Below are 19,613 nucleotides of genomic sequence, written 5' to 3'. Positions count from 1 at the left end.
CTCAGCGCGAACAGGTCGACGGCGCCGCGGCGCCGTCGAACCTGTCGGTCATCCAGTCGAGCGCCCGCGGCAGGCCGGTGGCCATCGGCAGGCCGTGTCCGACGATGAACCCCGGTGCGATCGGCGGGATCTCCTCGGTGCTGAAGTCCACGGTCGCACCCACCGCACACCAGTCCGCCGCGAGCCGATCCGCCTGCGCGTGCGGAATCAGGTCGTCGTTGCGCCCCTGCACGATCAATACCGGGCTACCTGGCGCCGACCGCCCGATGCGCTGCTCGTCGACGACCGCGCGCACCGCGGGCAGGGCGTCGATGAGTTCCGCGACGGACCGCCCGTCGCGTGTCCACTCCGACGTGCGATGCAGGCCGTAGCGGGCGATCGTCTCCGGCACACACTGGTTCGCGATGTCGTCGAGCGCCTGCCGCCCTGCCGAGTTCAGCGCGCCGTCGATCTCCGCGCGGGTCTGCGGGTAGCCGGCATAGATGCTGTTGACCGCGTAGCCGAGCAGCCCGGTCGCCAGGCCGCCGTCGATTGCCGCGGCGACGGCCCGCAGGTCCGCCGGTGGCCCACCGGCGAAGGTTCCGCGGACGTCCAACTCCGGTGCGTACGAGGCCTGCAACTCCGCCGCCGCGGCGACCGCACCACCGCCCTGCGAGTAGCCCCACAACCCGATCGGACGGTCGGCGCCGCCCCGGACGTCGGGCAGCGACCTCACCGCACGGGCCGCGTCGAGCACGGCGTGGGCCTGCGCACGCCGGTCGGTATAACTGTGCATGCCGTCGGTGCCCAGCCCCTCGTAGTCGGCGACCACGACGTCCATTCCGCGCTGGAGCAACGCGTACGTCTGCGCGATCTCGTACTCGATCGCGAAGTCGAGCGGCGGGCTGTAGTGAACGACGTCGGTGAACAACTTCGACGGCGCGCACTGGTCACCCTGCCCCTGCGTGCCTGGGGCGAGGACCACGAGCGGACGAGGGCCTCCGCCCGTCCACGGCGCGCTCGCATCGAAATAGGTCGCCGTCGCTGCCACCGGTGATCCGTGAGCGTCCGTGCTGCGGTACATGATCCGCTGCGCCCCCGACGGCCAGGGCCCCGCTTGGTTCCGCACGGACAGCGTCGGCACGTACGGCTCGGTCCGCAGCACGTCGCCGGGGTCACCCGCCGGCAGCGGCGACGGAGCCTGGTAGAAGTCGGTGGGCGTCGCCGATGCGGTCCCCACGGTTGCGACGGTGAGGCAGACGCCGAACACCGCCGCGGCCCGACGAGTCCAGCGCGAGATCGTCGTCATGTGACACACACCACACGACGGCAACGACCGTGTCAATACTCCCGGTACCACAAACCGATCAGATGATGAGACCGACCGGCGCGGACCGGGTGTGGATCCGGTAGCCCACGTCCAGCCCCAGGCCCGGCGTCTCGAGAAACGCGCGGGTCGCGGTGCGGGCGGTGAACTCGATGCCGAGCACGGCCCGCAGCGACTCGCGATCCTCGAACTCCCACCGGGTGCGGACGCGCCGCATCGCGAAGCCCTGCGCCGCGAAGAACGCCTCCACCGCGACCGGGTCGTAGCGCGGCAGGTCGGCGCGCATCCACTGCCCGTACGGCGCGACGGTGGCATCGAGATCGACGATCGCGAGCACTCCCCCGGGCCGCAGCACCCGCATCGCTTCGAGAATGCCGGGACCGCACCCCGGTCCGAAGAAGTACGCGGTGCGCGCGTGCACGACATCGACACTGGCGTCCGGAAGGGGTACCGACTCGGCGGACCCCTCGAGGACGGTGACGGCGGCCTGCCCGGCGACGCGCTTTCGGGCGGCGGCAACGAGGGGCGGGTGCGGTTCGACTCCGACGACCGACCGCGCGGCCTCGGCGAACACGGGCAGGTGGAATCCCGCCCCGCACCCGACGTCGAGCACGTCGCGCCCGCGCCAGTCGGCCACCTCGGCGAGCGCGCCGAAGACGACACCGTCGACGTCCTGCGCCCGGTTCTCCACCTCGTAGATGTGCGGCCAGTGCCAGATGTTCGGGCTCGGGATCGGCCCCCGAGCCCGGCCGGCTCCGCGGAATCGGCTCACACCAGGACGGTCAGGATGAGCCAGGTGACGAACGCCGAGGGCAGGAGCGAATCGAGGCGGTCCATGATGCCGCCGTGTCCGGGCAGCAGCGTGCCCATGTCCTTGATTCCCAGTTCACGCTTGACCTGGGACTCGATGAGATCGCCGAGGGTGGCGGTGAACACCAACGCCACACCGAGCAGTACGCCGATGAGCGGGTTCGCATCCAGGATGAACGTGACGGCCAGGACACCACCGATCACGCAGAACACCAGCGAACCGGCAAAGCCCTCCCATGACTTCTTGGGACTGATCGCCGGGACCATCGGATGCTTGCCGAAGAAGACTCCGGCCACGTAGCCGCCGACGTCCGAACACACGACGACGATCAACAGGCAGAACACCCGGCCGGCGCCGTCGTCCTGCAGCACCATCAACGTCGCGAACGACGCGAAGAGCGGGATCCAGGCCGCCACGAACACCGCGATCGCGGTGTCGCGGAGGAAATTGCGCGGGGTGGCCTTGAGTCCGTGATCGAACAGGCGCCACACCATCGCCACCAAGGCCGTTCCTGCGAACGCCCCCAGCGCCCCCTGCGGGCCGTACGGCCAGCTGAGCCAGATGACGGCCTGTCCCCCGAGCAGCAGCGGGATCAGCGGAACGCTGATGCCGGCCTCGCGCAGGCGCTTGGTGACCTCCCATGTCGCGATCGCCATCGCGACGGCGACCACCCCGATCAACACCAGTGGGGCGTAGACCAGAATCAAGATCAAGCCTGCGCCGAGACCGCCACCGACGGCGATCGCGGCAGGCAGGTTGCGTCCAGCTTTGGAGGCCGGCGTGGCGGTCGCCGCGGAGGCGCCGTCAGCTTTCCCCACCGCTAAACCTCCATCAATTCGGCTTCCTTGTGCTTCACCAGCTCGTCGATCTGGCTGACGTAGCGCGCGGTGGTCTTGTCGAGCTCCTTCTCGGCGCGCGAGACCTCGTCCTCGCCGGCCTCGCCGTCCTTCTGGATGCGCGAGAGCTCGTCCATCGTCTTGCGGCGCACGTTCCGGATCGCGACCTTGGCGTCCTCGCCCTTGCCCTTGGCCTGCTTGACGAACTCGCGGCGACGCTCCTCGGTGAGCTGCGGCACCGAGATGCGGATCAGCGAGCCGTCGTTGGTGGGGTTGACGCCCAGATCGGAGTTGCGGATCGCGTTCTCGATCGGACCCAGCTGCGACGCCTCGTACGGCTTGACGACGACGAGCCGCGCCTCGGGCACGTTGATGCTCGCGAGCTGCGTGATCGGCGTCAGCGACCCGTAGTACTCGACGACGATCCGGTTGAACATGCCCGGGTTCGCGCGACCGGTTCGGATGGAGCTGAGGTCGTCCTTCGCAACCGTGATGGCCTTCTCCATCTTCTCCTCGGCCTCGAAGAGAGCTTCATCAATCACGGCTGTTCTCCTCCAACTCGTTGTCCATCTCGACTGTCACGGTCGTATCCGTACCGAATCATGATCGTGCTGCACGACGTCATGACTTGACCAATGTTCCGATCTTCTCACCGGAGACCGCCCGTGCGATGTTGCCCTCGGTCAGGAGGTTGAACACCATCATCGGCATCTGGTTGTCCATGCAGAGGCTGAACGCGGTCGCGTCCGCGACCTTGAGGCCCTTCTCGATCACCTCACGGTGCGTGACCTCGCTGTACATTGTGGCGTCCGGGTCGACCCGCGGGTCCGCGGAGTAGACGCCGTCGACGGCCTTGGCCATCAGGACCACCTCGGCGCCGATCTCGAGGGCACGCTGCGCCGCGGTGGTGTCGGTCGAGAAGTACGGCATGCCCATGCCGGCACCGAAGATCACCACGCGCCCCTTCTCGAGGTGGCGACGTGCCCGCAGCGGCAGGTACGGCTCGGCAACCTGCCCCATCGTGATCGCGGTCTGCACGCGGGTGTCGACACCCTGCTTCTCCAGGAAGTCCTGCAGCGCAAGGGAGTTCATCACGGTGCCCAGCATGCCCATGTAGTCGGAGCGCGCCCGGTCCAGACCACGCTGCTGCAACTCGGCGCCGCGGAAGAAGTTACCGCCACCGATGACGACGGCCACCTGGACACCGGAGCGGACGACCTCGGCGATCTGCTCGGCGACCGTCGTCACGACGTCCGGATCGAGCCCGACCTTTCCGCCACCGAACATTTCACCGCCGAGCTTGAGGAGCACACGTCGAAATCCTGGACGTTCGTCGGCCGGTGCGGTCATAACTCTCCCTCGGTTCTGCAGGTAATGCGGTTCTAGAAGTATTGCGGTTCATCGGCGAGCGAAGCCACGGCCGAGCCGGACCGGGAACCTGGCCGTCCGGCGAATCCACCGGAACGGACCCTAATCATCCTGCCTCATTCCCCTGCGGTTGACCCAGTTGACCCCACTCACCGCACAGATCGGCCCCGCACGGAACGGAATGGGCGGATCGTCGGTTCGAAAGTACGAACCGACGACTGCACCCACCCGACCCGGCGGGGCCGATGTGTGAGAGTGCGACTAGCTGGCGCCGACCTCGAACCGCGCGAAGCGGGTGATCGTGGCGCCGGCCTCGTCCAGGAGAGCCTTCACGGTCTTCTTGGAGTCGGTGACCGACGACTGCTCGGTCAGGACGACGTCCTTGTAGTAGCCGTTGACGCGACCCTCGACGATCTTCGGGAGCGCAGCCTCGGGCTTGCCCTCCTCCTTGGCCGTCTGCTCGGCGATACGACGCTCGTTCTCGACGATGTCCGCGGGGACCTCGTCACGGGTGACGTACTTGGCCTTGAGTGCAGCAACCTGCATGGCAGCACCGCGAGCGGCCTCGGCAGCAGCCTCGCCCTCACCGGTGTACTCGACGAGCACGCCGACGCCCGGGGGCAGGTCGGAGGCACGCTTGTGCAGGTAGGTCGCGACGGCGCCGTCGAAGGCGACGTAGCGACGCAGCTCGAGCTTCTCACCGATCTTGGCGGACAGCTCCTGGACCAGGGTCTCGACGGACTTGCCGTCGACGTCCACGGCCTTGAGAGCCTCGAGGTCGGCCGGCTTGGCGGCGGCAGCAGCGGCAACGACCTTGTCGGCCAGCTCCTGGAACTCCGCGTTCTTCGCAACGAAGTCGGTCTCGGCGTTGATCTCGATCATGACGCCGTCCCGGGCCGCGACCAGGCCCTCGGCCGTGGTGCGCTCGGCGCGCTTGCCCACGTCCTTGGCACCCTTGATGCGGAGCAGCTCGACAGCCTTGTCGAAGTCGCCGTCGGTCTCGGTGAGCGCGTTCTTGCAGTCCATCATTCCGGAGCCGGTGAGCTCACGGAGCCGCTTGACGTCGGCGGCGGTGTAGTTCGCCATGGGGGGCGATCCTCCTCGGATGAGTTTCGGATGCCAGGCTCTGCGGTTCGCGCCGAAACCTGGCGAAGCAGGTGAGCGAAACGGCCCCGACCGCGATGGTCGGGGCCGAGTCGACTAGGACTGCTGAGCGTCCGCGGCGGGAGCCTCGGCCTCGGCGGCCGGGGCAGCCTGCGAGAGGAGCTCCTGCTCCCACTCGGCGAGCGGCTCACCCGTGCCGGCCTCCGGCTTGGCGTCCTTGTCGCTCACGCCGGCGCGAGCCTGCAGGCCCTCGGCGACTGCGGAGGCGACGACCTTGGTCAGCAGGGCGGCGCTACGGATCGCATCGTCGTTGCCCGGGATCGGGTAGTCGACGACGTCGGGGTCGCAGTTGGTGTCCAGGATCGCGATGACCGGGATGTTCAGCTTGCGCGCCTCGCCGACGGCGATGTGCTCCTTGTTGGTGTCGACGACCCAGATGGCCGACGGAACCTTGGCCATGTCACGGATGCCGCCGAGGGTGCGGTCGAGCTTGGTCATCTCACGCGTGAGCATGAGGATTTCCTTCTTGGTGCGACCCTCGAAGCCACCGGTCTGCTCCATCGACTCGAGCTCCTTCAGGCGCTGCAGGCGCTTGTGGACCGTCGAGAAGTTGGTGAGCATGCCGCCGAGCCAACGCTGGTTGACGTAGGGCATCCCGACGCGAGTGGCCTCACCCGCGATGGACTCCTGCGCCTGCTTCTTGGTGCCGACGAACAGGACGGTGCCGCCGTGCGCGACGGTCTCCTTGACGAACTCGTACGCCTTGTCGATGTACGTCAGCGTCTGCTGCAGGTCGATGATGTAGATGCCGTTGCGGTCGGTGAAGATGAACCGCTTCATCTTCGGGTTCCAACGGCGGGTCTGGTGCCCGAAGTGTGCGCCGCTGTCGAGCAGCTGCCTCATGGTCACAACAGCCATGGCTGTGTACCTCGTCTTTCGTGTGCCGGTTGTCGCAGGGATCGGTGACCCCTGCCCTGGCGTCCGCCCGGTGTCGGACCCACACGGGTGCGGGACCAGCCGACGACCGGATACTTGCGCGGACGCGCGAAGTCGGACTGTGCGTGCACAGACCGCCTGACCAGTGTACGGCTTCGGCGCGCCCACTCCTAACTCGCGGTCTGTTGCCGGCGAAGGCACAGGTGAGCGGGTCCCGCAACGGGAATCGGCAATCTGTGGATTCCCCGATCCGTCCTCCACAGCTCGCGCTGACGGGGCCCGTTCCCCCGCGGGGCAGGACATGGTCGGGGTATGAGACTCGATGCCCGGGTGGCGTTGCGGGTGGGCGTCGCGGCGACGGTGGCGGCCGTGTGCGTCGGCGCGGCACCGGCCACCGCCGCTCCACCGCTTCCCCGGCCGGCCGCCCTCCCGGAGCGCCCGGGAGACGACGTCGGCCCCTCGTTCGACTGGCCGTTGCGCCCGCGGCCGCGTGTCGTGCGGGCGTTCGAGAAGCCCGCGCAGAACTGGCTACCCGGACATCGTGGGGTGGACCTCGCGGCCGCCCCGGGTCAGAGCGTGCTCGCCGCGGGCGCCGGCACGGTGGTGTTCGCGGGGACGGTCGCCGGAAAACCCGTCGTCTCGGTCGACCACCCCGGCGGACTGCGCACGACGTACGAACCCGTCGAGGCGGCCGTGACCGCGGGCCGACGGGTCGATCGCGGCACGGTCCTCGGGACCGTAGCGCCGGGCCATCCCGAATGCGCGGCGGCGGCATGCCTGCACTGGGGCCTGCGGCGCGGGCGCGTCTACCTCGATCCCCTGCCGTCGGTCCGGGCGACGCCGATTCGGCTGCTACCGACCGGCGCCGGTCATGGTCATGCCCGCGGGTGAGCCTGGTCGTGCACGGCACGCAACCGGGCCACCGACACGTGCGTATACAACTGTGTCGTGGCGAGGCTCGCGTGTCCGAGTACCTCCTGCACCACGCGCAGATCGGCGCCGCCCTCGAGCAGATGCGTCGCGGCCGAGTGCCGCAGACCGTGCGGCGCGAGATCGGGCGCACCCGGCACGGCCTGCACGACGCCGTGCACCACGCTGCGGGCCTGACGCTGGTCGAGTCGACCGCCACGGCGGCCGAGCAGCAGCGCATCGCCGGAGCGCTCGTTCGCGAGTTCGGGTCGCCCGGACCGCAGCCACGCGCCGATCGCCTCCTCCGCGGGTCGCCCGAACGGGACCACGCGTTCCTTGTTCCCCTTGCCCAGCACCCGGACGACACGACGGTCGTCGTCGATGTCGGCAACGTCGAGGCCGCACAGTTCGCCGACCCGAATTCCCGTCGAGTACAGCAGTTCGACGATCAACCGGTCGCGCAGGGCGACGGGATCCTCTTGCGCGGCACCGGATTCGGCCGCCGCCATCGCCGCGGCCGCGTCCTCCTGACGCAGCACCGGGGGCAGTGTCCGGTGCGACTTGGGCGCCACCAGGCGCACTCCGGGATCGACCTCCATCCGGCCGGACCGCTGCGCCCACGTGGTGAACCCCTTGGCCGACGACGTCCGTCGGGCGAGTGTCGTGCGCGCCACGCCGGCGGCGGCCTGGCCGCCGAGCCAACCGCGCAGCACGCGCAGATCCAGTTGGGCGAGTGTCGCGTCGGGCCGACCCCGGCAGAGATATTCGAGCAGGCTCGTCACGTCACCGAGGTACGCGCGCACGGTGTGTTCGGACCGCCCCCGCTCGAGGCGGAGGTACTCGTCGTAGTCGTCGAGGTGCACCCGCAACGCGGGCGGCAGCACTGGGGTGGGGTCGACGTCCATGACGACCACCGTCGCGGTGACCGCGAGAATTCGCAAGCGCCCGCGCCGATAGGGTTCTCGGGTGAAAAGAGCGATTTCCGTCCCGATGCTGTGTGTGCTGGCCCTCCTCTCGGCGATCGCTCCGCTGGCAACCGACATGTACCTGCCCGGTCTACCGACGATGGAGACGAGCCTCGACACCTCCACCACGAGTGTGCAGTTGACGCTGACCACGTTCATGGCCGGCCTCGGCATCGGTCAGCTCGTCATCGGCCCGCTGTCCGACGGCCTGGGCCGCCGCACGCTGCTGGTCGGGGGCACTGCCCTGTGCGCGGCGAGTGGCGTGTTGTGCGCGACCGCCCCGACCATCGAGGTGTTGATCGCCGCGCGTCTGCTGCAGGGCTTCAGCGGCGGCGCCGGAATCGTGTTGGCCCGCGCGGTGATCGCGGACCGAGCCCGCGGCGATGCGGCCGCGCGACTGTTCAGCATCATGATGATCATCGGCGGCGTCGCCCCCGTCGTCGCCCCGCTCATGGGCGGCGCGCTGCTCGGCCCGATCGGCTGGCGCGGCATCTTCTGGGTCCTCGCCGGCGCGGCGGCCGTGATGCTGATCGGTGTCCTGATCCTGGTGCCCGAGACCCTCCCCGCCGAGCGCCGGCACGGCGGCGGCCTGACCGCGCTGATCGGGAAGCTCCGCTACGTCGTGACCAATCGGGTGTTCCTCGGCTACGCCTTCACGTTCGCGTTCGGTTTCGGTGCGTTGTTCTCGTACATCTCCGCGTCGCCGTTCGTCGCCGAGCACGTGCTGGGCCTCTCGCCGGGCCAGTTCTCGATCGTGTTCGCGGTCAACTCGCTGGGCATCATGGTGGGCAGCATCGTCAACACCAAGCTGATCGGCACATTCCATGCCCGCCAGCTGCTCACGTTCGGGGTCAGTCTGCTCGTGACGTCGGGACTCCTGCTGACCGCGGCGACCACGATCGGCGGCAGCCACATCTGGCTCGTCCTGCCGCTGATGTTCGGAGTCGTCGCCAGCATCGGATTCATCATGGGCAACGCCACCGCGCTCGCGCAGGGGCAGGTGACCGAGGCGGCGGGCACCGGTTCAGCGTTGATGGGCGCATGCCAGTTCGGACTGGCCGCCGTCGTGTCCCCGCTGGTCGGGATCGCCGGGGCCGACACCGCCGCTCCGATGGCAATCGCGATCCTGGCCTCCGGGCTGATCGCGATGACGTCGCTGAAGGTCCTGGCCCGCACCGCGTGAGGGCACGCGCCAGGGGCGTTCAATTCACGCTCGCCTCGGCCACCGCCAGCTCCGACTTCCACACCCGGAAGCCCTCCTCGGTGCGCCCGCGGCGCCAGTAGCCGGAGATGGACGCCGACGCGGCGGGCACGCCCCGTTCCTTCCGGATGTAGGGGCGCAGGTGATGCATAACCGCGTCCGCCTCACCGTGGATGAACACGTGCACATCGCCCGGCAGCCACGGCATCTCGCGGACCGCCGCGACCAGTGGGGCGTTGGCGGCGGCAATGTCGGGCCCGGCGAGGTCCGGCGTGGTTCCCCGGTACAGCCACGTGATCTCGACGCCGGGGCCCGCCGACAGGGCGATTCGGTCGCGCTCGTCGGCGACCTCGACGAACACCTTCGCGACCGCGTCGGGGTCGAGGGCCTCGACCGCCGCCGAGATCGCCGGCAGCGCCGACTCGTCACCGGCGATGAGGTGCCAGGCGGCGTCGCGCCGGGGCGCGTACGCACCGCCGGGACCGCGCACGGTTACCGACTCGCCCGGCTGCACCGACGCGGCCCACGGACCGGCGATCCCGTCGTCGCCGTGGACGACGAAGTCGATCGCGAGTTCGCGTGCGTCGGGGTCGACGGAGCGAACGGTGTACGTCCGCAGGATCGGTGCGTCGACCGGGCCGAACTCGATCTTGACGTACGAGTCGGTGAACTCGGACGGCTCGAAGCTGTCGAAGCCGGGATCGCCCAGCACGACCCGGACCATGTGCGGGGCGATCCGCTCGGTCCGCACCACCGTCAACGTCGACGTCCTTCGCGTCACGGCAAACTCCTCCACTCGCAACCATTGATTAGGTAAAGCTAACCATAGCTCGCGAGAGTGTGAGGGGCTGTCAGCGTCCGTGCGGCCGTGCCATGGTCAGACGCTGGACCCACCCGTGCGCCGGCCACGCCTTGAGTCCGGCGCGATCGGGAGTCACACGGGTTCCCACGTACTTGGCTTCGAGGTCCGGATCGACCACGCCCGAGAAGCGATACTCCTGCTCCCCCTTCGGGCCGACACCTTCCCATGAGCTGACGCGGTACACCGCACGAATGATGTTGTCCGCGAACACGATCACCGGCAAGTCGGCGACATTGCGGGCAGCGGCGCCCGCCCGCCACGGCCCCCGCGCCAGTGTGTACAACTCGTCGGCGGTCAGTCCTGCGCCGGACGCCGCCGGCACTCGGACCAGCGCCCCCGGCACCGGCAATTCGGGCGCCGGGAGCGCCGAGTACTGAACCGCCAACTCCTCGACGGACATCGCGCGCTTCTCCAGATCGGCCGGTTCCCCGGCGAGGTTCGTCAGAACCGGGTGATCGGGGCGGTGCTCGAGCAGACGCAGGGCGTCGACCACCACGTGCGCGGCCTCCCTGGCGGCCGCGTCGGCGTCGTGGGCGGCGTCGATCCGGTGACGCAGCACGATGTGCTCGACGGAATGCCCCGCGGCGTAGATGTCGCGGATCCGCTGGATCCAGGCGCTCCGCGTCTCGTCGCGATCGGCCTCACCGACACCCTCGGCATCGAGGGTGCCCGCCTCCCCAAGCGCGTCCCAGTCGTGGGAGTACACCTTGTTTCCGCGTCCCACACCGACGTAGAAGATCGACCGGTCGCGCGGATCCCGCAGCGCGTACACGTACAGGCCGAGATTCTCGACCACCCGCGGCGGAAGCGGGTTCGGCGCGGGCTTGCGTTCGCGAGGCTCGGCGGTGATCACCCGCATGACGGCCAGACGCAGCGCGTCCGAGACGACGACGCCACCGGTCGCCGGGCCCTCGAACAGCACACCCGCGGCGTCCCGCACCGATGTGAACGTCCGCCCGGCGGCGAGTTGGAGGGAGTTGACCACGGCGGTGAACTCGGCCAACCGCACCTTGGGATCGCTCACCACGCCGCGACCCTCGTCATCCGTGAGGAAGTCACGGATGCCCGGCGCGGCCAGGAGTACTCGGGTGATGTCTTCGGGAACGGTCCAGACGGTAGCCATGACGCGACTGTAAGCGATCCGGGGACCACATGCGGTACGCCTTGCTGTCCACTGGACGTCCAATCGTTTCCGTTCGGAAACGATTGGGCGCGGTCCGGTCGATCTCTGCCCGATATCAGCCACCGGGCCGGTTCTTCCGTCACACTCGACTGGTGACCCGATCCGCGGAATCCACGGACGACCGCGCCTCCCGCGCCGAGCGGCTGGTCGGATACAGCTATCGCATGCCCGACTACTACGAGGTGGGCAGGGAGAAGATCCGCGAGTACGCGGCGGCCGTGCAGAACGACCACCCGGCGCACTACGACGAGAAGGCCGCGCGAGATCTCGGGTACCCCACGCTGATCGCTCCCCTCACGTTCGTGTCGGTGATCGGCATCATTGCGCAGAAGTATCTGCTCGAGCAGATCCTCACCGGATTCGACCTGAGTCAGATCCTCCAGACGGATCAGAAGCTGGTGTTCCACCGACCGGTGCGCGCCGGCGACCGGCTGACGGTCGACGTGTCGCTCGAATCGTTTCGGCAGACCGCTGGCAGCGACATCATCGTCACCAAGAACGTCGTGCTCGACCAGGCCGGGGAGCCGGTGATCACGACGCTGACCACGCTGGTCGGGCGCACCGGAGGCGAGGCCGACCCGGAGCGGATCCGGCGCATCAAGGCCGTCATGATGCGCCAGGTGTAAGGGCTCGCGCCGATCACCGCTCCCGGAACCACCCCGTCTCGTCCGAGCCGACGAACCCGTCCAGCTCGAGCACCGGCAGTACCGCCCGCACCCGGTCGATCGGCACCCCGGAATCCTCCGACAGCTCACGAGTTCCCCGCGCACCGCTGGCAGGCAGCGCCTCGTACACCGCGGCCGCGTCGCCCACCAGCACGTCGAGCGCCCGGGCCGGCCCGGTGTCGTCACCGTCGAGGCCGATCGGTCCCGCTTCCTCCACGACGTCGGCGGCACTCGCCACCAGCCGCGCCTCGCCCTCCCGGATCATCCGGTGGCACCCGATGGACGCCGCCGACGTCACCGGCCCCGGCACCGCGAGCACCGCACGCCCCAGACGGCGACCCCACGTCGCGGTGTTCCGCGCCCCACTGCGCCACCCCGCCTCGACGACGACCACACCGTCGGACAACCCCGCCACCAACCGGTTTCGGGCCAGGAACCGGTAGCGCGCCGGGGTCGTCCCGGGCGGATACTCACTGATCACCGCCCCGTCGCGGGCGATCTGCTGGAGCAGGCGTCCATGTCCGGCGGGGTAGGCACGGTCGACACCGCAGGCCAGGACGGCAATGGTCAGTCCACCCGCGCCGAGCGCGGCCCGATGCGCGGCGGCATCGATCCCGAACGCCGCGCCGGACACGATCGTCCACCCGTCCGCCGCCAGATCACCCGCGATCTCGGCGGTCACGTGCTCGCCGTAGGAACTCGCCGCGCGGGTCCCCACCACCGCCACCGACCGCGCGACCAGGTCGTCGACCGGCCGACTGCCCAGCACCCACAACGCGAGCGGTCCACCGTCGTCGCGACCGTTGCCGAGACCGTCGAAGGCGAGCAGCCGCCACCGCGGCCACTCGTCGTCGTCCGGCGTGACCAGGCGTCCCCCGATCGCCCGCAGCAGGTCGAGGTCGCGAGCCGACGTGTCGAGGTGCACCCGCGCCGACGTCCGCCGGTCCAGGAAGCTCGACAGATCCCGTTCCCGCACGGCGCGCGCCGCCTCCTCGGGGCCCACCGCCGCCACCAACTGTGCGAGCGGCGGGCACGAGCCTTGCACCACCTTCGACAGGTACGCCCACGCCGACAGTCGCGGATCGTGTCCGGTCACGGCGCACCCCGATCGCGGAATCCGAGCGCGGTTCCCACCTGGTCCGCGCCCGGCGCACCCAGGCCGGCGAGGTCCGCGAGGGTCCACGCCACCCGCAGCGCCCGGTCGGCGCCCCGCGCGGTGACGGAACCCCGCCGCAGGGCCTTCTCGAGCGGTCCGAGCGCATCGCGGGAGAGCCGGAATCGTTGCCGCAGAGCCGGGCCCGGCACCTCCGCGTTGGTGCGCCAGCCATACGGATTCCACCGCTCGGCCGCGGCGGCGCGCGCCGACGCCACCCGGGCCCGCACCTGCTCGGTGCTCTCCCCCACCCCGTCCATCAGTGCGTCGGTGGAGGCGGCCTGCATGCGGATCCGCAGATCCACCCGGTCGAGCAGCGGACCCGACAGCCGCCCGAGGTAACGGCGCCGCGCGGTGGGCGCGCACACGCAGTCGGCCTCCCGCGCCGGCGCGCACGGGCACGGGTTGGCGGCGAGGACCAACTGGAATCGGGCCGGGTACCGAGCGACCCCGTCCCGCCGGGCGATCCGCACCTCGCCGTCCTCGAGCGGCGTGCGCAGCGCCTCGAGCGCCTTCGTGCCCATCTCGGCGCACTCGTCGAGGAAAAGGATCCCCCGGTGCGCCCGACTCACCGCGCCGGGCTTGGCCATGCCGCTGCCGCCGCCGACGAGGGCACTCACCGACGACGTGTGGTGTGGCGCGATGAACGGCGGTTCCGTGATCAGCGGACGCTCGGAGGTGAGGAGGCCGGCCACCGAGTGGATCGCCGTGACCTCCAACGCCTCCGGTTCCGACAACGCCGGCAGGATTCCCGGCAACCGTTGCGCCAGCATCGTCTTCCCGATGCCGGGCGGCCCGGTGAGCATGAGGTGGTGGGCACCGGCCGCCGCGACCTCGATCGCCCACCGTGCGTCCGCCTGCCCCACCACCTCACTGAGATCGCTTCGCGCCGTGGTGGTCTCGGCGTCGAACGGTGCCGGCGCCGCGAGTTGCGCCTTGCCCTGCAGCCAGTCGGTGACGGCGGTCAACCGGTCGGCACCGAAGACCTCGATGCCGTCGACCAGGCCGGCCTCCGCGAGCGCCGACATCGGGACCACGACCGTCGACCAGCCGGCGTTCTTCGCGGCCAAGACCGCCGGCAGCACGCCCCGCACCGAGCGAAGTCGACCGTCGAGCGCCAATTCGCCCAGCAGCACGGTCTTCTCGAGGCGTGTCCGCGGTACCTGCCGGGCAGCGTCGAGCACCGCACACGCGAGCGCGAGATCGTAGACGCTGCCGACCTTGGGCAGCGTCGCAGGCGAGAGCGCGAGCGTCACCCGCGACTCGGGCCACTTGGCACCCGAATTCGTCACCGCAGCCCGCACCCGGTCCCGGGACTCCTGCAGCGCCGTGTCCGGCAGACCCACCAGGTGCACGCCGGGCAACCCGCGTCCGATGTCGGCCTCGATCTCGACGATCTGCCCTTCGACTCCGGTCACCGCGACCGAATGCGCCCGCCCCAGCGCCATCAGAACACCGCCGTCAAATGCGTGACCTCGGGCTCACACCGTCGACCGACGAGCACCGACACCACGTCGAACCGCACGTGCGGCCAGTGCCGGTCCGACGCGGCCAGCCAGAGCTGCGCCAGCATCCGGATCCGGCGCTGCTTGGCGTACGTGACCGCCTCGGCCGGGCTGCCGTACCCGAGCCCGGACCGCGTCTTCACCTCGACGAACACGACGGTGTCGCCGTCGACCGCCACCAGATCCAGTTCGCCGTGACGGCACCGCCAGTTGCGGTCCAGGATCCGCATGCCGGACGCCGTCAGCCTCGCGGCGGCGAGTTCCTCCCCCATCGCGCCCAGCGCGAGATTCCGTCCCATTCAGGCCTCCCCTCGGCCGGCGGGACACCCCGCCGCTCGAGGCCACTGTGCCGTCCCGGGTGGACGAGGCGTCCCCGCCGACCTGCGCCGACAACGTCCCCTGTGGACGAACGCAGAGCTGTGGACAACCCCGGGAAGGCTCCGAACGCCGCGCACCCTGGCGCGGAAACGCGAAACCGCGCACCACGATTCGTGGTGCGCGGTTTCGGAAGGCTCGTATCAGCCCAGGCCGCTGTCGGGAAGCCGCAGGTCCGACTTCTCGAGCTCCTCGATATTGACGTCCTTGAAGGTGATGACCCGCACGTACTTCACGAACCGAGCCGGACGGTACATGTCCCACACCCAGGCGTCGGACATCCGCACCTCGAAGTAGATCTCGCCGTCCGCGCTGTGCGGCAGCAACTCCACCGAGTTCGCGAGATAGAACCGGCGCTCGGTCTCCACGACGTACGAGAACTGACCGACGATGTCCCGGTACTCGCGGTACAACGACAGTTCCATCTCGGTTTCGTACTTCTCGAGATCCTCGGCACTCATCGGCCTCGACGTCCTCCTACGTTGTTGTGAACACTCATCATCGCGCACCGGCCCCCGCCGTTTCGAACGACCGCCTCGCCGCTGTCCCCACTGCGCGGCTCGCCGCGGCTACGTTCGCGTACGACATCCGGTGTTCACGGCTCGGCCCCAGCTCGTTCAGTGCCGCCGTGTGCACCGGGGTGCTGTACCCCTTGTGCCCCGCGAAACCGTACCCGGGGAGTTCGTCGTCCAGCGCCACCATCGTCCGATCGCGTGTGACCTTGGCGAGGATGCTCGCCGCGGCGATGCAAGCCGCAGCCGCGTCACCGCCGATCACCGGCAGCGACGGCGCCGGCAGGCCGGGTACCCGGAATCCGTCGGTGAGCACGTAGCCCGGCGCCACCGTCAGGCCCGCCACCGCGCGCCGCATGCCCTCGATGTTCGCCACGTGCACGCCGATCCGGTCGATCTCGGGGGCCGGGATCTCGACGACGCTCCAGGCGACCGCGAGTCGCTTGATGACCGGGAACAACTCGTCGCGAGCCTTCTCCGTCAGCCGCTTCGAATCGTCCAGCCCCGCCAGCGCCGCATACGGCTTCGGGCCGAGCACGCACGCGGCCACAACCAGCGGCCCCGCGCAGGCGCCGCGGCCGGCCTCGTCCACGCCGGCGACAGGACCGAGTCCGCATCGCAGCAGCGCAGACTCCATGGTCCGCAAGCCGGACGCTCTGCGAATGACGGTTCTCGGTGGCCAGGTACTCACTGCTGCTGGATATCGGGAGACGAGATCTTGCCCCAGCGCGACGGCGGCAACACGATGAACGTCGCCTTGCCGATCACGTTGTCGATCGGGATGGTTCCTTGGAGTTCGTCGGACACGTGGTAGCGCGAATCGGCCGAGTTGCTGCGGTTGTCACCCATCACCCACAGGTTGCCTTCGGGGACGGTGACCGGACCGAAGCAGCGTCCCGACTTCACCGCGGTGGTGCACGTCTGGACGCCCGGGATGAACGGGAAGTCCATCTCCACGTACGGCTCGTCGATCGGTTTGCCGTCGACCAGGATCCTGCCCTGGTCGTCGCAGCACTCGACGGTCTGCCCGCCGGTGGCGATCACACGCTTCACGAGATCATTCTCGTCCGGTGGGACGAGTCCCACCAGTGACCCGAGCTCCTGCGCCCCGCGGACGACGACATTCGACGACCGGGTCGAACTCCAGTTCTCCGACCACGAGTCCGGACCGCGGAACACGACGACGTCGCCGGGTTCGGGATCGCCGAAGCGGTAGCTGATCTTCTCGACCACGATCCGGTCTCCGGTGCAGCCGGGGCAGCCGTGCAGCGTCGGCTCCATCGACTCGGACGGGATGAGGTAGACGCGCGCGATGAACGTCTGGAGCAGAAAGCTCAGAACCAACGCCACGAGGATGAGGATCGGTATCTCGCGCCAGAAGGAGCGCTGCTTCTTCTCTCGAGCCCGGGCGCGACCCCGGCCGCCCTTGTCTCCGTTGCTCTTCCCCGTGCCGTCGCCGTTGTTCGCATCCGGCGTCACGGCCGGGTCCTGCGGTGCATCTGCCACTGAGACAGATTAGCCCGACACCGCGTGAAAACGGTGCCGGGCCAATCGATCAAGCTCGGAGCGTCGAAGCTCAGCGCTTTTCCTTGATCTTCGCAGCCTTGCCGCGCAGGTCGCGCAGGTAGTACAGCTTGGCGCGACGGACGTCACCGCGGGTGACGACCTCGATCTGGGCCAGGTTGGGGCTGTGGACCGGGAAGGTGCGCTCGACACCGACGCCGAACGAGACCTTGCGGACCGTGAAGGTCTCGCGCACGCCGCCGCCCTGGCGGCGGATCACGACGCCCTTGAAGACCTGCACGCGCTCCTTCGAGCCCTCGATAACCTTGACGTGCACGTTCAGGGTGTCACCGGGACGGAACTCCGGGATATCGTCGCGGAGGGACTTGGCGTCCAGGAAGTCCAAGGTGTTCATCGGTTGTTCCATCCTTGCGTTCATCGCAGGAGCAGAGGAACCGAGCGGCGATGGCTCGACTGGTTCGTGCTCAGATCAGGTTCCGTCACCCTCACCGGGCAACCCGACCATTGTGCCAGACGCCGCTCCATGCGTGGAAATCGGCGCCGGCGCGGCGTGCACGGTCCGCTCGAGCTCCTCCTCGGTGGCGGTGAGCGCATGCTCCACGCTGGGCTTTCCCGCGACGAGGTCCTGCACGTAGATCTTCGCGCGGATCACCGGCCGCCGGTACCGTTTCTCCCGCTCGAGCGCGCGGCGCATCCTGCGGGGCTTCTTCACGTAGCGCCAGCGCGCCCACGGCGCCCCGGGGCGGCTCAGCCGGATCGCGCCGACCAACAGGATCGGGAACACGAACAGTCCGACCAGTCCGGTCCAGATCTTGCCCTTCAGGATGACGATTGCCGCCAGCCCCAGATTCACCACCGCGAGCGCCACGACCGCCGCCCGGACCGCAACGTGCGGATCCTTCCGGAACTCGGTGATGTCGAACAGTTCGAGCGGTTGGAACCCGAGCAGCAGCAGACCGGTCACTGCGAGCGCGACGAAGACCGCGTCGACCGAGGCCCGTCCCTGGTCCTCCCAATACACGTCCTTGAGATAGAAGATCAACGCGAACTCGTCGAGGACGAGCGCCGTGCCGATCCCGAAGAACATGGCCAGCACCGCGCCGGTGGTCTGCGTCGCCGTCTCGTAGACCGCGATCAACGCGACCCCGGACGCGAACATCGTGATCACCCCGAACACGACGTGGTGGATGTGCTGGCCACTGGGGGTGATGTTGCCCGGCCACCAGCGCACCTCGGCCCTGATCATCCGCACGCTGACCCGGATGAACAGGAATGCGAGCAGGAACCCGATCAGAAAGAACAACAGCGGCAGGCGCCCGTTCGCGATGATCTCCCGGTCGAGCCACTCGCGCATCAGGACGGATCCGGACCACGGACGATGCAACGGAAACCGATGTGGCAGGTGGACGTCTCCTCCGTCTCCCCCTGCCGCGCCGCGGGCCGGTACCGCAGGCAGTAGTTCGGCGCGCACAGGTGCGATCCGCCCTTGATGACCCGCCGCGCGTATACCTCGCCGTCGCGGGCCCCACCGACCTCGACACGCGGGTTGCGGGGAATGCAGCACGACGACGTCGGCGCCACGTTCTTCCCGGACGCGCTGTGGTCGGCGGTGTGGAAGTCCGAGGTCCACTCCCACACGTTGCCGGCCATGTCCACCAGGCCGTAGCCGTTGGGTCGGTAGCTGCCGATCGGCGCGGTGCCGACGAATCCGTCCTCGGCGAGGTTCTGCCACGGGAACTGGCCCTGCCACGTGTTGGCCTGATGCCTGCCGCCGGGGGTGAACTCGTCGCCCCACGTGTAGGTCTTGCGGTCCAGCCCGCCGCGGGCCGCGAACTCCCACTCCGCCTCGGTGGCCAGTTCCTTGCCCGCCCACGCCGCGTACGCGAGGGCGTCGGTGTACGAGACGTGGGTGACGGGATGGCGCTCGCGGCCGCCGACGTTGCTGCCGGGCCCCTCGGGATGCCGCCAGTCGGCGCCGGGCACCCACGACCACCACTGCTGGTAGTCGTCGAGCGAGACCGGGTGGTCCGGCGGGGTGAAGACCAGCGATCCGGGAACGAGCAGCGACGGATCCGCGTCCGGGTAGTCCGCGGGGTCCGGTGCGATCTCCGCGGTCGTAATGTGGCCGGTGTCCTTCACGAACCGGCGGAACTCTGCGACCGTCACCTGGTGGGTGTCCATCCAGAAGCCGTCGACCGTCACCTGGTGGACGGGCCGCTCCTCCGGATAGAAGTCCTCCGAGCCCATCCAGAACGTTCCACCGGGCACCCACACCATGTTCTTCGGCGCAGGGGACGGCTCAGGGCGCACGGACGCGATCGGCTGCATGGATCCTGAGTGTTCCACCCGGGGCACCGTCGCGAAAGCCGGGGTGGCGCCCGGCGATTCACCCGAAACG

At 69.3% G+C, this 19,613-nt stretch carries 21 protein-coding genes and 1 pseudogene; 3 read left to right on the top strand and 19 right to left on the bottom strand.

The annotated features are described in order from the left end of the window. Position 1: 1 nt before the first annotated feature. From ABTV10_RS09540 to rpsB, 7 genes and pseudogenes are all read right to left on the bottom strand, one after another. Positions 2 to 1,288, bottom strand: coding sequence for a lipase family protein (locus ABTV10_RS09540; RefSeq protein ID WP_499034268.1), 1,287 nt, complete (start codon positions 1,286 to 1,288; stop codon positions 2 to 4). A gap of 58 nt (positions 1,289 to 1,346) precedes the next feature. Then, entirely contained in the window at positions 1,347 to 2,078 is a 732-nt protein-coding gene (locus ABTV10_RS09535; RefSeq protein ID WP_499034265.1) for a class I SAM-dependent methyltransferase, read from the bottom strand. Then, positions 2,075 to 2,935: a phosphatidate cytidylyltransferase gene (locus tag ABTV10_RS09530; protein WP_499034263.1), complete on the bottom strand. Its 861-nt coding sequence runs from the start codon at positions 2,933 to 2,935 to the stop codon at positions 2,075 to 2,077. Before ABTV10_RS09530 ends, ABTV10_RS09535 begins: the two co-directional genes overlap by 4 nt. Before the next feature lie 2 nt (positions 2,936 to 2,937). Then, complete coding sequence (gene frr / locus ABTV10_RS09525) at positions 2,938 to 3,495, bottom strand: ribosome recycling factor (protein WP_433612015.1); 558 nt, start codon at positions 3,493 to 3,495, stop codon at positions 2,938 to 2,940. Between the two features lie 79 nt (positions 3,496 to 3,574). Next, entirely contained in the window at positions 3,575 to 4,303 is a 729-nt protein-coding gene (gene pyrH / locus ABTV10_RS09520) for a UMP kinase (RefSeq protein ID WP_499034261.1), read from the bottom strand. 279 nt (positions 4,304 to 4,582) lie between these two features. Continuing rightward, complete coding sequence (gene tsf / locus ABTV10_RS09515) at positions 4,583 to 5,407, bottom strand: translation elongation factor Ts (protein WP_433612011.1); 825 nt, start codon at positions 5,405 to 5,407, stop codon at positions 4,583 to 4,585. A 192-nt stretch (positions 5,408 to 5,599) separates the two neighbouring features. Continuing rightward, a pseudogene (gene rpsB / locus ABTV10_RS09510) lies at positions 5,600 to 6,343 on the bottom strand (30S ribosomal protein S2); the annotation flags it as partial. 330 nt (positions 6,344 to 6,673) lie between these two features. On the opposite strand from rpsB, the gene ABTV10_RS09505 reads away from it, so the two are divergent. Further along, positions 6,674 to 7,252 carry a M23 family metallopeptidase gene (locus ABTV10_RS09505; protein WP_499034259.1) on the top strand — a complete coding sequence of 193 codons (579 nt, stop codon included), beginning with the start codon at positions 6,674 to 6,676 and terminating at the stop codon, positions 7,250 to 7,252. On the opposite strand, the gene ABTV10_RS09500 is transcribed toward ABTV10_RS09505, so the two are convergent. Further along, positions 7,237 to 8,211 carry a tyrosine recombinase XerC gene (locus ABTV10_RS09500; protein WP_499034257.1) on the bottom strand — a complete coding sequence of 325 codons (975 nt, stop codon included), beginning with the start codon at positions 8,209 to 8,211 and terminating at the stop codon, positions 7,237 to 7,239. The two genes, ABTV10_RS09505 and ABTV10_RS09500, sit on opposite strands and share 16 nt — an antisense overlap. A 25-nt stretch (positions 8,212 to 8,236) precedes the next feature. Between ABTV10_RS09500 and ABTV10_RS09495 the strand changes: the two genes are divergently transcribed. Then, on the top strand, positions 8,237 to 9,418 hold the full coding sequence (locus tag ABTV10_RS09495; protein ID WP_499034256.1) for a multidrug effflux MFS transporter: 1,182 nt from the start codon (positions 8,237 to 8,239) through the stop codon (positions 9,416 to 9,418). Positions 9,419 to 9,437: 19 nt separating this feature from the next. On the opposite strand, the gene ABTV10_RS09490 is transcribed toward ABTV10_RS09495, so the two are convergent. Both ABTV10_RS09490 and ABTV10_RS09485 read right to left on the bottom strand, forming a co-directional pair. Further along, complete coding sequence (locus tag ABTV10_RS09490) at positions 9,438 to 10,217, bottom strand: siderophore-interacting protein (RefSeq protein WP_499034254.1); 780 nt, start codon at positions 10,215 to 10,217, stop codon at positions 9,438 to 9,440. 70 nt (positions 10,218 to 10,287) lie between these two features. Next, positions 10,288 to 11,421, bottom strand: a complete 1,134-nt coding sequence (locus tag ABTV10_RS09485; protein WP_499034253.1) for an LEM-3-like GIY-YIG domain-containing protein — start codon at positions 11,419 to 11,421, stop codon at positions 10,288 to 10,290. A gap of 152 nt (positions 11,422 to 11,573) precedes the next feature. Between ABTV10_RS09485 and hadA the strand changes: the two genes are divergently transcribed. Continuing rightward, positions 11,574 to 12,107: a (3R)-hydroxyacyl-ACP dehydratase subunit HadA gene (gene hadA / locus ABTV10_RS09480; RefSeq protein ID WP_499034251.1), complete on the top strand. Its 534-nt coding sequence runs from the start codon at positions 11,574 to 11,576 to the stop codon at positions 12,105 to 12,107. 13 nt (positions 12,108 to 12,120) lie between these two features. On the opposite strand, the gene dprA is transcribed toward hadA, so the two are convergent. The 9 genes from dprA to ABTV10_RS09435 form a co-directional block, all read right to left on the bottom strand. Next, positions 12,121 to 13,242, bottom strand: a complete 1,122-nt coding sequence (dprA, locus tag ABTV10_RS09475) for a DNA-processing protein DprA (RefSeq protein WP_499034249.1) — start codon at positions 13,240 to 13,242, stop codon at positions 12,121 to 12,123. Then, positions 13,239 to 14,747, bottom strand: coding sequence for a YifB family Mg chelatase-like AAA ATPase (locus ABTV10_RS09470; protein ID WP_499034248.1), 1,509 nt, complete (start codon positions 14,745 to 14,747; stop codon positions 13,239 to 13,241). Before ABTV10_RS09470 ends, dprA begins: the two co-directional genes overlap by 4 nt. Next, the gene (locus ABTV10_RS09465; protein WP_499034247.1) at positions 14,747 to 15,103 is read right to left on the bottom strand and encodes a YraN family protein; all 357 of its coding nucleotides are present in this window, start codon (positions 15,101 to 15,103) and stop codon (positions 14,747 to 14,749) included. The genes ABTV10_RS09470 and ABTV10_RS09465 overlap by 1 nt, the downstream gene beginning before the upstream one ends. A 219-nt stretch (positions 15,104 to 15,322) precedes the next feature. Beyond that, on the bottom strand, positions 15,323 to 15,640 hold the full coding sequence (locus ABTV10_RS09460; protein WP_430331977.1) for a DUF2469 domain-containing protein: 318 nt from the start codon (positions 15,638 to 15,640) through the stop codon (positions 15,323 to 15,325). A gap of 37 nt (positions 15,641 to 15,677) precedes the next feature. Then, positions 15,678 to 16,382 (bottom strand): ribonuclease HII, encoded by a 705-nt coding sequence (locus tag ABTV10_RS09455; protein WP_433611929.1) that lies wholly within the window; start codon positions 16,380 to 16,382, stop codon positions 15,678 to 15,680. Beyond that, positions 16,379 to 17,197: a signal peptidase I gene (lepB, locus tag ABTV10_RS09450; RefSeq protein ID WP_499034246.1), complete on the bottom strand. Its 819-nt coding sequence runs from the start codon at positions 17,195 to 17,197 to the stop codon at positions 16,379 to 16,381. Before lepB ends, ABTV10_RS09455 begins: the two co-directional genes overlap by 4 nt. Before the next feature lie 70 nt (positions 17,198 to 17,267). After that, positions 17,268 to 17,609, bottom strand: coding sequence for a 50S ribosomal protein L19 (rplS, locus tag ABTV10_RS09445; RefSeq protein WP_137797915.1), 342 nt, complete (start codon positions 17,607 to 17,609; stop codon positions 17,268 to 17,270). A gap of 75 nt (positions 17,610 to 17,684) precedes the next feature. Then, positions 17,685 to 18,569: a hypothetical protein gene (locus ABTV10_RS09440; protein ID WP_499034243.1), complete on the bottom strand. Its 885-nt coding sequence runs from the start codon at positions 18,567 to 18,569 to the stop codon at positions 17,685 to 17,687. Next, on the bottom strand, positions 18,569 to 19,543 hold the full coding sequence (locus tag ABTV10_RS09435) for a formylglycine-generating enzyme family protein (RefSeq protein WP_499034242.1): 975 nt from the start codon (positions 19,541 to 19,543) through the stop codon (positions 18,569 to 18,571). Before ABTV10_RS09435 ends, ABTV10_RS09440 begins: the two co-directional genes overlap by 1 nt. Positions 19,544 to 19,613: the final 70 nt, after the last annotated feature.

Source organism: Paraburkholderia sp. RHO2, assembly GCF_050955445.1.
GTDB classification, from domain to species: Bacteria; Actinomycetota; Actinomycetes; order Mycobacteriales; family Mycobacteriaceae; genus Prescottella; species Prescottella agglutinans_A.
This window is presented reverse-complemented; position numbering and strand designations above follow the sequence as displayed.

Coding starts and splice junctions, on each gene's coding strand:
- ABTV10_RS09460 (WP_430331977.1), bottom strand. CDS start 15,640: ATGAGTGCCGAGGATCTCGAGAAGTACGAAACCGAGATGGAACTGTCG.
- tsf (WP_433612011.1), bottom strand. CDS start 5,407: ATGGCGAACTACACCGCCGCCGACGTCAAGCGGCTCCGTGAGCTCACC.
- rplS (WP_137797915.1), bottom strand. CDS start 17,609: ATGAACACCTTGGACTTCCTGGACGCCAAGTCCCTCCGCGACGATATC.
- ABTV10_RS09465 (WP_499034247.1), bottom strand. CDS start 15,103: ATGGGACGGAATCTCGCGCTGGGCGCGATGGGGGAGGAACTCGCCGCC.
- ABTV10_RS09435 (WP_499034242.1), bottom strand. CDS start 19,543: ATGCAGCCGATCGCGTCCGTGCGCCCTGAGCCGTCCCCTGCGCCGAAG.
- ABTV10_RS09440 (WP_499034243.1), bottom strand. CDS start 18,569: ATGCGCGAGTGGCTCGACCGGGAGATCATCGCGAACGGGCGCCTGCCG.
- ABTV10_RS09470 (WP_499034248.1), bottom strand. CDS start 14,747: ATGGCGCTGGGGCGGGCGCATTCGGTCGCGGTGACCGGAGTCGAAGGG.
- pyrH (WP_499034261.1), bottom strand. CDS start 4,303: ATGACCGCACCGGCCGACGAACGTCCAGGATTTCGACGTGTGCTCCTC.
- ABTV10_RS09540 (WP_499034268.1), bottom strand. CDS start 1,288: ATGACGACGATCTCGCGCTGGACTCGTCGGGCCGCGGCGGTGTTCGGC.
- ABTV10_RS09505 (WP_499034259.1), top strand. CDS start 6,674: ATGAGACTCGATGCCCGGGTGGCGTTGCGGGTGGGCGTCGCGGCGACG.
- ABTV10_RS09485 (WP_499034253.1), bottom strand. CDS start 11,421: ATGGCTACCGTCTGGACCGTTCCCGAAGACATCACCCGAGTACTCCTG.